The following is a 12,444-nucleotide window of genomic DNA, read 5'->3' as shown; positions in this document are numbered from 1 at the left end:
CGTCCCTGCACAAGCAGAGGGTGCGTATGGCCAGCATGCAGCAGGAGATCGCGGCATTTTGGCGCGCTGGCATGTGTGACAGCCAGACAAACGCTGAGGCGCGATGAGATTGGGTTGAATCGTCATCGCGCTTCAGCCCATTGTTTGAGCATGATCTCCGCGCAAACGCCCTGCGTTTGTCGCGAGGGAAAGCCGCTTCGCACGTTTCCGGATCGTGCTCTAGGCGAGGATCCGCAGCGCCGGCTTGGCGAACGTCCTGCCCGATGAGGCGGGCTGCACCAGCATTCGTTTGGAGGCGGCTTGCAGTTGCACGCGCAAATCGGCGTTGCATTGCTTCATCTGGTTGCGCAATTCGCGGCGGGAGAAGGCGGTGAGCGAGGGGTCCGCGAGTTGCTGCCAGGCCCTGCGCAGCCATTCCTGCAGTTCGCGAATGTTCTGATCCAGAACCTTCTGATCAAACACGTCGGGCTGGGTCATGCCGCCAAATCCCACGAAGCGATCAGTTGCAAAGTAACGCTGATTCGCGTCGCTTCGCCTAGCGCTATGTTGCGCAGGCGTGTTTGCGCCAGGGGAGATCGGCGGCGGCGGGCGCGTTCGTGTCCGCGTCAGCGAGCGTCGCCGGGTCCGGTGCGCAGCAAATCCAGCGCGACCGGCAGCGCGAGGAACAGCGCTGCTAGCATCGAGAGATGGCGTGTCTGCGCGGCGGTCAGGCCGAGATCGTATTGGGCGAGATAGGCCAGCATGATCGCGATATAGGCGGCGACGCAGATTGCGACGGCGATGCTTGCGAAATCGGTCTTGCTGTCGGTCTGATCGTCCACGGCGGCACCACGTCGTTGCCGGAGCGGTGTAGCGTGGCTCGGCTTCACCACCTATGAGCTGGATCACGGGCGAGGGCCCGCGCCAAATGACTTCGTGCGTCACGACAGGACAACTGGCGGAGGCAAACGTCGCGATCAGCATTCCGCAGCGACGTGGCTGCGACGCCCTTGAGAATCTCGCGGCGACCTAACCTGCCGGCAGCAGGGGCCTAGCGAGGCAGACTGCCTTGCGGTTGGCTTCCACCGGGAAGCTTCACCGGAATGTGGGGCGAGGTGCTCACCACGCGGGGACTTCCGTCGGAATGGGTCTGGCCGTTAAGCAATGTCTCGAGCAACAGAATGAATTTCTCGGCAAGCATGGGCGTAGCCCTCGTCGTCTAATGTCCTTATGTCGCGGCGCTCGGCGGAAAATTCGATCAACAAAATGCGAGTCGGACCGGCACCGCGATGTTGCAGCGCGGGGACTTCCCGGTGCAATCCGGGAGACTACCGGCACCCGCGTACAGCCTGCGCGTGGATGGTTGCCAGGTTGCTAACGATTGCCGGCGCTGCACGTGATGGCACTCACCGTTCCTTCAAGGATGCACGTTAATGATAGGGGTATGGATCGTGATCAGGACATCGACGAGGGATTCGGATCGGCGCTGCGCCGCAGCTACGGACAGCTGGCCTGGTGGATTGTACGACTTAACCGCGTGCTCGAACCGTCGCGCGCGGCCGAACCACCGCGCACCCAATTGCCGCCGCGGCCAGCCGTTCCGCCACGGCGGCCTGTCCCGCCGCGCCCCGAATAGACCCCACCGGAATACCGGCTTCGGCTGTATCGGCCGCGCGGCCGGACTGCTATTCATGCGCCATCCGCGGACCCCTCCGGTCCGCCGTTTTTGACGATGCGGCCGCGCGGCCGCGCAAGCGACGAGGGACGAACGCGATGATTGAGACGGTTGGCATTATCGGCGCCGGGACCATGGGCAACGGCATCGCGCAGATCTGCGCGGCGGCAGGCCTCGGCGTGACCATGGTGGATATCTCCGACGCGGCGGTCCAGCGCGGCCTGAAGACGGTCGGGAGCAGTCTCGATCGGCTTGTCGCCAAGGAGAAGATGACCGCGGCCGACCGCGACGCGACGCTCGGGCGCATCAACGCGACCACCGACAAGGCCAAGCTCGCCGCCTGCGATCTCGTGATCGAAGCCGCGACCGAGAACGAGGAGCTGAAGATCAAGATCCTGAAGGATCTCTGTGCAGGGCTGAAGCCGAGCGCGCTGGTCGCAACCAACACCTCGTCGATCTCGATCACTCGCCTTGCGGCCTCGACCGATCGTCCCGACCGCTTCATCGGGATGCATTTCTTCAATCCGGTGCCGGTGATGGCGCTGCTCGAATTGATCCGGGGCTTGCAGACCTCGGACGACACCGTCGCCAAGGCCGAAGCCTTCGCCAAGCGGGTCGGCAAGGTCGCGATCACGGCGAAGAACAGCCCCGGCTTTGCGGTGAACCGCATCCTCTGCCCGATGATCAACGAGGCGATCTTCGCGCTGCAGGAAGGTATTGCCACCGCCGAGGAGATCGATGCCGGCATGAAGCTCGGCTGCAATCATCCGATCGGCCCGCTCGCGCTTGCCGATCTGATCGGGCTCGACACGATGCTGTCGGTGATGGAGGTGTTCTACACCGGCTTCAACGACCCCAAATACCGGCCGGCGCCGCTGCTGAAGGAGATGGTCGATGCCGGCCATCTCGGCCGCAAGACCGGGCAGGGGTTCTACAGCTACAGCAAGTGAGGCCGGCGCGCGCCTGCCCCCGTAATCATCCGGGATGGATCGCGCGGACAAGGTCGCGTATCGACAACACCTGATCCGCCACGAGGCGGGGGACATCAGAAACGAGGCCCGGTCTCCTAGGCACACCGGGCCTCGTTTTTTTGTGGGATGCCGGGCTCAGTCGGCCGATGCGACCGGCGTGATGCTGGTTTCCTCGGGATCGGCGCCGAACAGGCCGACGAGATACTTGTAGTAGTCCGGCATCTTCTCCTTCAGCGTGGCGCGCGTATAGGGTTCGTGCTCGGAATCCTTGCCGGCCAGGAAGATGCTCGCTGTCACTGCGAAGAACTCCTGCTGGTTCTTCAACGCGTAGGCCTCCTTGGCGAACAGTTCCTTCGACTTCGCCTGGCTGAGGAAGGCCTTGATGCCCTTGTTCTCATAGCCGTTCGGCATCAGCCGGGCGTGATAGGCATGAAGGAATTCGTGCAGCAGCACCGGCTCCTTCGCGTAGCGCATCATGTTCGGACGCATCCTGATGATGCCGATGCCGGAATCGAGCGCAAGCGCGAGCGGATCCGAATTGGTCCATTGCTGCTTGTCATGATCCCAGATGGTGACGTCGCGCGTCGTGCCGCGGTCCCATTCCGGTGGCGTCAAGCCATAGCAGGCCGCCGCCGCGCCTTCGTCGAGACACGCCATCTCGCTGGCAACGATCGGCACGCGATGGAAGAACTGCAACACCTTCGGGCTGAAGCCTGCGGTTTCCACGACGTCGAGCTGGCGGCGGACCATGTCGGCGATGCTGGTGACGTCCTTGCGGTCGGTGTTCTCGGAAAGATCGAAGACGTAGCCGCGATATTTCTCGACGCTGGCCGGTGCCGCCTCGGACGACCCCGACGTTCGTGGTCCGGCAACGGCCGGCCCGACCGCAAGTGACAGGATCATTGAAGCAATGAGCGCGCTGCGCATGATTATCCCCCGTGCGACGAGCCTCTCCGGGTGTCGTCGTCCATTGAGCCGCGCGGGAGACTAGGGCAGCCGCCTTGCGGCGCGCTTAAGTCGTACATTTCAACCGCGTATCCCCGATTAGGCGTCGGTTAACTACATGCGCTGGGATGGGCCGGCGGGCAGCGGGCCAGCGGGGTGTGGAGGCCGCGAGGGCCGATGACCGGTCAGCCGGTGCTCACCGTGCCGCAAGCGGGCTTTGAACGATCGTCACAGCTTCTTGAGGCGGTCCCCGGAAACCTCGCAGATCGTGCCGGCGTACCTAGATCAGCAGCTGGGTGCGATTGAGCAAGGAAACACGATCATGCGCAGGACGAATTGGGCGATTCTGGCGTTCGCGGCGCTCGGAACGAGCTGGATTGTCGGTTCCGCGTCGCCTGCGGCGGCCGATCCCTATGAGTATCCCTGGTGCATCCAGGGCCGGCAGGAGGGATATCCCGGCTATTGCGGCTACCAGACCTATCAGCAGTGCCAGGCATCCGCGTCGGGCCGTGACGCCTATTGCGGCATCAATCCGCGCGTTGCCTTCAGCCAGCAGCGGATGGCGCCGCGGGCGTTCCGCTGAGCGGTGCGAGGAGGTCGGGCCAAGCGACCGTCGGGCACGATGGTTGCATAGCTGACGGTCGGATCATTTTTTTTGCCTTGGAGCGAACATGGGCGAGATCATCAGGTTCATCTCGAAGTCCGAACGCGAGCGCGCGCGTCTGATCCGCGAGGCGCGTGCGAATTATGAGCGCATCTTTCCATCGGCCGATCCGGCTGATGCGCAAGGCGCCGCAGACGAAGGCAGCAGCGAGGCGTCGTCGAAGCCGTAGCGCCGGTATTGCGGGCAAGGGGAGGCGGAGCGGCTATGTGGCAGCGTTTGTGGCAGACCTGGACGATCGACAAGCCGGCCGCGCTCGGCGATTGGCTGTGGCAAATCCTGGTCGTTGAGCTCGCTGCCTTGCTCGATCGGCTGACGTTACGGAAGCTGATCGCGCTGATCCCGGTTGCCATCGTGATCGGTGCCTATTGGCACCGGATTCCGCTTCCTCCCGAGCTGATGCTGGTTGGCGATGTGCTAGCCTATATCGACATCTTCTCGATGATCTTCCTGATCGGCTTCTTTACCCGCGTTGCGACGGTGGTGGCCGTCGTCAGGCAGGCCATCGATCTCGTCCGCGGCGTGATGCGGCATGTGCCGATGGCGCTGCACAGGTTTGGCGTTCGTCACCGTCGTGCCAAGGACAGTCCGCGCCGCAGGCGGCTCACGCATGCCAAGACAGATGACGATGGCGCCGCCGGCATGGCAGGCCTGGCTTGGGCCTAGTCGGACGCGATGTGGTGGTGACGGACGCGATCGCGGCGCCTATCGCGGCTGTCCGGCCTGCTGATCGCCGTCATCCGCCTGGAGCCGGGCCGGGCTGCGCGCGGACGCGCCGTCCTGGCTCCGCCGGTGCGAACTGGAGAGGTCGGTCGCGCCGTGCTGGGATCGATGAAACGCGATACCCATCTGGAAACTCCAGACGCCGAACAGCAGCGCGCCTGCCACACAGGCCGCCACGAAAGCCCAATCGCGTTTCCTCATCTGGTCCAACAAAGCCAATTCGATGCCGCATCAACGGCGCATGTTCCAAATCTCGCAAAGCGAGACCGCCGCATTGTGAGACGATTGCACGCGGTTGTCGATCCGCGCAGCTCATCCTCGCATCGGGTCACGGAGCGGTGACTATCAAATCATGCGTCCAGAAACACTCCGACCAGATTGCCCGACCCCCGCAACAAACTTGCCAAAACTTTCACTAGGTCGCCGGCGCACTGAGTTCGAAAATGCAGGAACCGATCGGACGATTCGCGAATGACCGAACTTGAGGAGCTCAGATATTTCGAGCATCAGTGCCTGGAGATGGCGGAGCAATCCACGCTGCCGGATGCTCGCCGCGCGCTTCAGATCCTGGCGCGCAATTATGCCGCTGCGGCCGAAATCGTCGAACGGCGCGCGCAATCCGCCAACACCGCGCTCGCGCAGCTGTTTCGATGTTTGAGGCTGTGACCGGTTGAGGGCGTGACAGGCGCCGCGTGCGCCGGTCACGACAACCGATCCCGATGGCGCGAATGGGGCTCGCCCTCAAAGCCGCCGGCTTCAGGACGCTTTGGTCCCACGTCGGCGGCATCGAGATGCTTGAACACATCGGGCGACGCTGCCATCAGATTGCACGATCTCGGCGGCACGGCGCCGTCGGCAGTCGGAAGGCGAGGTGCTGCGATGTTCTCGCTCCGAGCGCAATCACCCGGGCATCCTCGTCGAGGCAGCCGGCAGTCGTATTCTGGTCGATTGCGGCGAGGGAACGCAGCGCCAGCTGCTGCGGAGTGGCGCCGGCTTTCGACGGCTTGATAGCCTGTTGCTGACCCACGGGCATTTCGATCATGTGCTCGGCATCCCCGGGCTGTTTTCGACCCTCCGGTTGCGGCAAAGCTCGGATGCGATGACGATTCATGCCGGGCCCGGCACGCTCGATGTCGTCGTCCGCATGCTGGCCGGGCTTTGGGGCGAGGGCAGAGCGCCGATCCCGCTTGATCTGGTGCCGTTGACCGAGGGGCGAGTCCTCGACGCCGGCGAATTCACCATCGATTGCTTTCCGGTCCGCCACAGGGATACGGACAGCTTCGCTTTCTCCTTTCTGAGCGCGATGCGCCGCCATCTCCTCCCGGACCGGCTCCTCGCGCTGCGCGTGCCCGATGGGCCCGTTCGCCGGGAGCTGGCGAAGGGACGGCAGGTGAAGTTGGACGACGGTCGCACCATCGATCCGGAACAGGTGCTTGGCCCCGCCCAGGGGCGAAGGAAGCTCGTCATCGTCGGTGATGCCGAAACCACCGAGGGGCTCGCCGAACGCGTCGGGGACGCCGACCTGCTGGTGATCGAAGCGACGTTTCTCGAGCGTGATGCGGCCATCGCGCGCGACTACGGGCATTTGACCGCCAGCGAAGCCGCCGCGCTTGCGGCGCGGAGCGGGGTCAAGCAGCTCATCCTCACGCACATCTCCGGCCGCTACCCGGACGAGGACATTCTGGCGGAGGCGACGAGGATTTTCCCGAACAGCCGGATAGCCATCGACTTCGACCGCATCGCGATCTGAGTGCGCGCCGCCGCACGAACAACGTTTCATTAACCCGACTCACGCAACGTCGTCCCAGGCCGTCTGGATGGGCCGCTTGCAGAAGGCCGCCACGAGTGACTACGTGGCGGCTTTTTGCGTCCCACAGTGCCAAAGGAGACGACCGATGGACTACGGCGCCTTCACCGACGCCAGCCTGAAGATGATGTACGAAGCCGTCCGCGGCGCGCTCAAGGCCGACGACGAATTCGAGGCAGCCGGCGAAGATCCAAGATTTCGCGTCCGCGCAACGCCCGAATGGAAACGGCATGCCGGCAGTCTCGAGGCCGAGATGTTGAAGCGAGGACTCCAGGTCGACATCATCGACTGGACAGGCGGTCAAGGCGAATTGCCGTTGGCTTGATGGCTGAACTCTTGCAGCGCTCCGAATGTTCGCTCCGAATTGCCCGCTGAGCTTCGTGCGCTTTCGGCATCCTGCGTTTGCGCTCCCCTTGGTGCGCAGGTGGTCTTCACCGGCGCGGGCGGCTTGCGCTATGCCTTTGAGCTGTTCACTGATCGTTCCTCCGCGGCGACGCGCGGTGGCTCGACTAAATGGCCGGTAGTCAAAGCTGAATTCCGCAACGGCCTAATTTGCTCCACTGATGCGCCGCGGTTTTGCCGCGCCTCGTTCGCTTTGCCCAACTCTGTTCATATACCTTACGAGGTAACACAGATGTCATCTGTTCGTGGTTTGTGTCGCCACCGATCGGGGTATTCGAGCTAGCTCTGCCTATGGCTCGGGCTTCAGGGCGTCCGTCAATGCCTGCTTGATGTGTTCGGCCTGTTCCTTCGTCAGCTTCTCGGCGAAGCGGCCGTCTTTCTTCAACTGCGCTGGCCCCTTGAGCTCTCGATCATAGACCATCCAGTCGGTGCTTCCTCTCCGAACGATAAACCTTGACGGTAGGGGCGCTGCGTATCTCAACGATACCTCCCAATGAATCCAGCTGGTCGTCTCCAAAAGACACATCCGGCGACAGCTTGTTCCTGAACCGGGACACTGAAATTCCCTGCGCCACGTAAAGAGCAAGGCTTATGCCGCAATACACCCGCCGCCGACCGGTCCGGAGAACCGGAGGCGGGCTCGACGTGGGCGACGCCGAGCATGATGACCGCGACAGGGAGAGCAACGAGCCGTTGGCGTCCGAATGCGTCTGATCCGAGCATCGGGGTTGCGGTGACCATTCCGAAAAATTACGCCGCCGGGCCCGAAATGGTTTGTCCCGGCGGCGCCCTGTTCTTCCAGCCTCTGGGCCCTGAAATCCCCAGCGCCGAAAACCTACTAAAGATTACGCCGAACAACTGTGGCTTGGTTCACACAAAATTAAGAAGAGCCGGCGCCAGGGCCCGCGCGCCAGCTCCTCCTGAAACGGTGACCGTCTTCTGCATCCCCAATCGGTCCCGTCCCGTGAGAAGCGTCCGCGGGCTCGGTTGCCGATCTGCCAACCGGGCGGCTTGCCGAAGCTGTTGATCTTGGCGATCGCGGCCCCCGCGGCCATGAACAGCGCCGGCGCCTGCGCAGTTGCGCCGAGCACCATGAGGGCTATCGTCATTGCCGCACTACTGTGTGCAACGCATGTGCAAGACGAAACTTTGAAACCGGCTTGGAGGCTGTATTTCTGGCTTCAATATCTGAATTTGTTTGGTGAGCGCGGAGGGACTCGAACCCTCGACCCCATGATTAAAAGTCACGTGCTCTACCGCCTGAGCTACGCGCTCACTCACCTGAACAGCGGATCCGGACGTCAGCGGGTTAACCCGCACCTCGGGATCGTGCTCCAGCCCGCGCTGTGTAGGGGGCAGGGCCCATCGGGTCAATAGCCGAGGGGCGGTCAATTGTGCACCGCTGCGCCGGATTTGCCGTTCCGGCGCCTGCGGTTAGGGCCGTTTCTTGAAGTCGGCTAGATCCGCCGCTAGTTGTCGCGGCGGATTTCCGAGCCGACCGGCTGCGACGGGGCGGCGACCGAGGGCAGGCTGACCGGGCGCAGCCCGATCAGTTCCGCGGTGCGGATCGCGCTGTTGCGCCAGAATGCGAACTCGTTGATCCGCGAATTTTCCAGGATCGCGATGGAGACCGCCGCCAGGAATGGCAGGCTCTGCAGCACCAGGACGCCGGCGAAGATGTAGATCTCGCGCACCTGCTTGTAGCCATTGGTGACGACCAGAACGACGGCGCCGATCAGCAGCAACACGCCGATCACGGCTTCCCAGAACGCCTGAAACTCGATCGACATCCGCGACAGGCCGCCCTTGGAGGTGCGGGCGAACGCGAGATGCTCGGTGATCAGCCCCTGCGCCACCGCGCGCGACACCGTCCACTGCACGCTCATCGCCGCGATCATGGCCCCTAACATCTGGCCTGCCTTGATATTCACGCGCAGCCGGTAGAGCGCGACGAAATGCACCAGCGAGACGATGAAGGAGGCGATGATCGGCAGCGTCAAAATCTTGTCGGGGATCGCGATGTCGGCGAAGGCGACGATCGGCACCCAGATCAGATTGAGGATCGCAACCACGACGCCGAGGCTTTCGGCGCCGAGCCAGTTGAGCCAGCCCAGCGAAAATTCGCGGCGCTGATCGGGCGTCAGCCGGCTGGCGCCGGGCAGGAAGCGCCGCCAATGCTTCTTGACGATCTGGAAGCCGCCATAGGCCCAGCGGTGGCGCTGCTTCTTGAAGGCCTCATAGGTGTCGGGCAGCAGGCCTTCGCCGTAACGCACATTGGTGTAGTGCGTGAGCCAGCCCTGCTGCTGGATCGAGAGGCCGAGATCCGTGTCCTCGCAGATCGTGTCGCTGGACCAGCCGCCGGCCTTGTCCATCGCGGCGCGGCGGATCAGGCACATCGTGCCGTGCACAATGATGGCGTTGAACTCGTTGCGCTGGACCATGCCGATGTCGAAGAACCCGGCATATTCTCCGTTCATGATGTAGTGCATCAGCGAGCGATCGCCGTCGCGATGCTCCTGCGGCGCCTGTACGAGGCCGACGCGCGGATCGGCGAACGCCGGCACGAGATCCTTCAGCCAGTCCGGATGCACGACATAGTCGGCGTCGATGATGCCGATGATCTCGGCATCCGCCGCGGTGCGGTCCATCGCGATGCGCAGCGCGCCGGCCTTGAAGCCCTGCACCTTCTCGGCATTGATAAACTTGAAGCGCTCGCCGAGCAGCCGGCAGTGATCCTGGATCGGCCGCCAGAAGTCGGGATCGGGCGTGTTGTTGATGATGCAGACGCACTCGAAGTTCGGATAGTCGAGCCGCGACACCGCATCGAGCGTCTGCTTCAGCATCTCGACCGGCTCGAAATAGGCCGGGATGTGAATCGAGACCTTCGGAAACTTCACGTTCTCGCCGATCGTGGCGGGCGCAAGCGGCGCGCTCTTGCCGATCAGCCGGCGCGGGCCGCGGCCGAACGCCACCGCCGCGATCTCCTCGATTCGCGCCATCGCGATCAGCACCAGCGGAACCAGCAGCACCAGGCCGAGGCTGAGCGCGAAGGCCGAACCCCAGACGAAGTAGTGCGTGGTCCAGTACGAGAACACGGTTGCGACCCAGGCGCCCACACCGTTGGCCGCCGCCGACAGCAGCAGCGCCTGCATCACGGTCGGCTGGTCCAGCCGCAGGATCGGCAGCGACATGAACAGCCCGACCAGCACGGCGACCAGCGCGATCTTCCAGTAGTTCGGATCGGTGACCGGACCGGTCCAGGCGAACTTTGGCTCGCGGTCGGCATTGAGGATGCCCCAATAGGGTCCGACGCCGCCTTCGAAGAACTTCCAGGGCTGATCGATCGCCTCGACGATATTGTAGTCCATGCCGATGGCTTCGGCGCGGGTGACGAAGTTGCGCAGCACAGTGGCCTGCTGGAACGGGCCGGGAACGGCGCTGCGCAGATTGTAGCCCTGGCTCGGCCAGCCGAATTCGGCGATCAGGATGCGTTTGCCGGGGAAGGAGTCGCGCAACAAATTGTAGCGGTCGACCGCCTGGTCCACCGCCTGCTTGTCGGTGAAGTTTTCCCAGTAGGGCAGCACGTGCGCGGCGACGAAGTCGGACGAGTTGGCGAGCTGCGGATGGTCGCGCCAGATGTTCCAGATTTCACCGGTGGTGACGGGAACGTTGACCGACTTCTTGACCCGCTGGATCACCTTGATCAGCCGGTGTACGTTGTTTTCGGCGACTGCCCATTTGATCGCTTCAGCGCGCTTGCTCAAGCCGCTGCTGCCGCTTTCATCCGGCTGCATTTCGGCGTCGTGAAGGCGCTGCGCCTCCTCGCGAAGGATGCGCTCGGACTCCTCGGGCGGCACGCCGATCTCCGGAACCGAGCCAAGGTTTTCCAGCGGCACCTGTTCGCCGCGGAACACGGTTTCGTTGCCGACCACGATGCCGATGACATTGCTGTTGCGCTTGGCCAGGTTGATCGCGGCTTCGATCTCGCGGTTGTTGCGGTTGGCGTCCTTGTCGATCCACGCGCCAACCGTGACCTTCATGCCGAACTCGGCGGCGACCGGCGGCACCCGCTCGTTGCCTTCCGTCGACGAATAGAGGCGGACCGCTTTGGTGAGCGTGGAGAGCTTCTTCAGGTCGGTGCGCACCTTCTCGGTGTCGGCGGCAACGTCGGCGACCGTATGACCCGACTCGAACGGGGCGTAGGACAGGCTCGGCAGCGTGCCACGGAAATCGGGCGCCGACTGCTTCTCCTGGAAGAGACCCCACAGGGCGGCGTGGGCGGCGGTGACAAGCAACAGGACGGCGACGACGGCGCGCATCGCGGTTAAACCATACGGGGCCTGAGATTGAGGACTAAGCGAACCCGTCCCCTGGGTTCGACCAATGCGATGGCGGAGGGAAAGATATCTCCGCCATCCGATTTAACAACTGGTGTGCCGCGATGGCGTTTTAAGGGCGCAAGCCGTTCCAGCCGCGAAAAAAATCGCGGCCGGACCCGGTCGCGGGATATGGCTATTTCGACGCCGGCGCAGGTGACGCCGACGGGGTCGGTGCAGGCGAGGGCGACGCTGCCGGTGCCGGTGCAGCGGTGCCGGCCGTCGCCGGCGCCGGGGTCGGGGTCGGAGCCGCGGCGGCCGCCGCGGCCTGGGGCTGCGCGCCCGGGTTGATCCAGCAGGCGTGGATGCGGCCGTCGAGGCTGCCGCGGACCTTGTCGTCGATCTGGGCGCCGAACCGGGTCAGGCAGCGGAACGCCGCCTGGACGTGGCCGCCGGGGCAGCCGAACCGATCGTAGAGGTCGAGATGGCGGAACGCGGTGTCGAGGTCGTCGTTCCACATCAGGCGGACGACGCGGCGGCCGAGCCAGACGCATTCCGGGTTGCCGGCCGGGCCGTTGATCGCCTGCTGGGCCTCGACGAATTCCTCGACCTTGCGCTGGTTGGCCTCCCGCGCCGCATTGGCGTTCGCGTCGGCCTGTCCAGGCTGCTGCTTGGCCTGGTCGGGCGGATTGGGCGTGCCGCTCTGGGCGAAAGCGCCGCCGGCCCCGGTCAGGAGCGCAAGGCATGTGACAAGGCCGGTTACGGCAAGGTGGCGCAAAGCAGTGTTCTTCAACTCAAGCAGCCGTCGACGCATGTATTCCCCGATAATGTTCCTGCCCCCGCGGGATCATCCTAACGGCTCGCGTGATGCCGTCCAAATAGGTCTCCAGTGCGGCGGAGACTCTGGCGGAATCCCATGACTGGAATTTGGTATTTTGTCCAGCAAACTCACAACTTTATCGACC

General features: G+C 63.8%; 15 protein-coding genes and 1 tRNA gene. 7 read left to right on the top strand and 9 right to left on the bottom strand.

What is annotated here, in order from left to right; genetic code table 11:
- Positions 1-219: 219 nt before the first annotated feature.
- Together PMN64_RS05005 and PMN64_RS05000 are read right to left on the bottom strand one after the other, a co-directional pair.
- Entirely contained in the window at positions 220-477 is a 258-nt protein-coding gene (locus tag PMN64_RS05005; protein ID WP_028340728.1) for a hypothetical protein, read from the bottom strand.
- 128 nt (positions 478-605) lie between these two features.
- Positions 606-821 carry a hypothetical protein gene (locus PMN64_RS05000; RefSeq protein ID WP_411779921.1) on the bottom strand — a complete coding sequence of 72 codons (216 nt, stop codon included), beginning with the start codon at positions 819-821 and terminating at the stop codon, positions 606-608.
- A 931-nt stretch (positions 822-1,752) separates the two neighbouring features.
- On the opposite strand from PMN64_RS05000, the gene PMN64_RS04995 reads away from it, so the two are divergent.
- Entirely contained in the window at positions 1,753-2,604 is an 852-nt protein-coding gene (locus PMN64_RS04995; RefSeq protein WP_018271573.1) for a 3-hydroxybutyryl-CoA dehydrogenase, read from the top strand.
- A 156-nt stretch (positions 2,605-2,760) separates the two neighbouring features.
- Here PMN64_RS04995 and PMN64_RS04990 read toward each other — a convergent pair whose 3' ends face one another.
- Positions 2,761-3,552, bottom strand: a complete 792-nt coding sequence (locus PMN64_RS04990) for an anthrax toxin lethal factor-related metalloendopeptidase (RefSeq protein ID WP_411779920.1) — start codon at positions 3,550-3,552, stop codon at positions 2,761-2,763.
- Between the two features lie 340 nt (positions 3,553-3,892).
- On the opposite strand from PMN64_RS04990, the gene PMN64_RS04985 reads away from it, so the two are divergent.
- The 3 genes from PMN64_RS04985 (at position 3,893) to PMN64_RS04975 (ending at position 4,897) form a co-directional block, all read left to right on the top strand.
- Positions 3,893-4,153 (top strand): DUF3551 domain-containing protein, encoded by a 261-nt coding sequence (locus PMN64_RS04985; protein WP_028340725.1) that lies wholly within the window; start codon positions 3,893-3,895, stop codon positions 4,151-4,153.
- Positions 4,154-4,241: 88 nt separating this feature from the next.
- Positions 4,242-4,403 carry a hypothetical protein gene (locus tag PMN64_RS04980; RefSeq protein ID WP_162832439.1) on the top strand — a complete coding sequence of 54 codons (162 nt, stop codon included), beginning with the start codon at positions 4,242-4,244 and terminating at the stop codon, positions 4,401-4,403.
- Between the two features lie 35 nt (positions 4,404-4,438).
- A complete protein-coding gene (locus PMN64_RS04975; RefSeq protein ID WP_411779919.1) occupies positions 4,439-4,897 on the top strand; it encodes a hypothetical protein in 459 nt (152 codons plus the stop codon).
- Between the two features lie 39 nt (positions 4,898-4,936).
- Here the strand turns inward: PMN64_RS04975 and PMN64_RS04970 are convergent, their stop codons facing one another.
- Positions 4,937-5,164, bottom strand: a complete 228-nt coding sequence (locus PMN64_RS04970; protein WP_411779918.1) for a hypothetical protein — start codon at positions 5,162-5,164, stop codon at positions 4,937-4,939.
- A 261-nt stretch (positions 5,165-5,425) separates the two neighbouring features.
- Here PMN64_RS04970 and PMN64_RS04965 point away from each other — a divergent pair, with 261 nt between their 5' ends.
- The 3 genes from PMN64_RS04965 (at position 5,426) to PMN64_RS04955 (ending at position 7,086) form a co-directional block, all read left to right on the top strand.
- The gene (locus PMN64_RS04965) at positions 5,426-5,620 is read left to right on the top strand and encodes a hypothetical protein (protein WP_016846119.1); all 195 of its coding nucleotides are present in this window, start codon (positions 5,426-5,428) and stop codon (positions 5,618-5,620) included.
- A gap of 205 nt (positions 5,621-5,825) precedes the next feature.
- Entirely contained in the window at positions 5,826-6,704 is an 879-nt protein-coding gene (locus PMN64_RS04960; RefSeq protein ID WP_411779917.1) for an MBL fold metallo-hydrolase, read from the top strand.
- Between the two features lie 145 nt (positions 6,705-6,849).
- Positions 6,850-7,086, top strand: a complete 237-nt coding sequence (locus PMN64_RS04955; protein WP_411779916.1) for a hypothetical protein — start codon at positions 6,850-6,852, stop codon at positions 7,084-7,086.
- A gap of 366 nt (positions 7,087-7,452) precedes the next feature.
- On the opposite strand, the gene PMN64_RS04950 is transcribed toward PMN64_RS04955, so the two are convergent.
- The 5 genes from PMN64_RS04950 to PMN64_RS04930 all read right to left on the bottom strand — a co-directional run bounded on the left by PMN64_RS04950 (position 7,453) and on the right by PMN64_RS04930 (position 12,293).
- Positions 7,453-7,584: a hypothetical protein gene (locus PMN64_RS04950; RefSeq protein WP_259243485.1), complete on the bottom strand. Its 132-nt coding sequence runs from the start codon at positions 7,582-7,584 to the stop codon at positions 7,453-7,455.
- Between the two features lie 424 nt (positions 7,585-8,008).
- The gene (locus PMN64_RS04945; RefSeq protein ID WP_411779915.1) at positions 8,009-8,272 is read right to left on the bottom strand and encodes a hypothetical protein; all 264 of its coding nucleotides are present in this window, start codon (positions 8,270-8,272) and stop codon (positions 8,009-8,011) included.
- A gap of 90 nt (positions 8,273-8,362) precedes the next feature.
- Positions 8,363-8,438 (bottom strand) — tRNA-Lys (locus tag PMN64_RS04940).
- Positions 8,439-8,632: 194 nt separating this feature from the next.
- Positions 8,633-11,482, bottom strand: coding sequence for a glycosyltransferase (locus tag PMN64_RS04935; protein WP_411779914.1), 2,850 nt, complete (start codon positions 11,480-11,482; stop codon positions 8,633-8,635).
- Between the two features lie 193 nt (positions 11,483-11,675).
- Positions 11,676-12,293, bottom strand: a complete 618-nt coding sequence (locus PMN64_RS04930; RefSeq protein WP_411779913.1) for a beta-1-3, beta-1-6-glucan biosynthesis protein — start codon at positions 12,291-12,293, stop codon at positions 11,676-11,678.
- Positions 12,294-12,444: the final 151 nt, after the last annotated feature.

The organism is Bradyrhizobium sp. UFLA01-814 (assembly GCF_046718885.1).
In the GTDB taxonomy this organism is placed as follows: Bacteria; Pseudomonadota; Alphaproteobacteria; order Rhizobiales; family Xanthobacteraceae; genus Bradyrhizobium; species Bradyrhizobium elkanii.
This window is presented reverse-complemented; position numbering and strand designations above follow the sequence as displayed.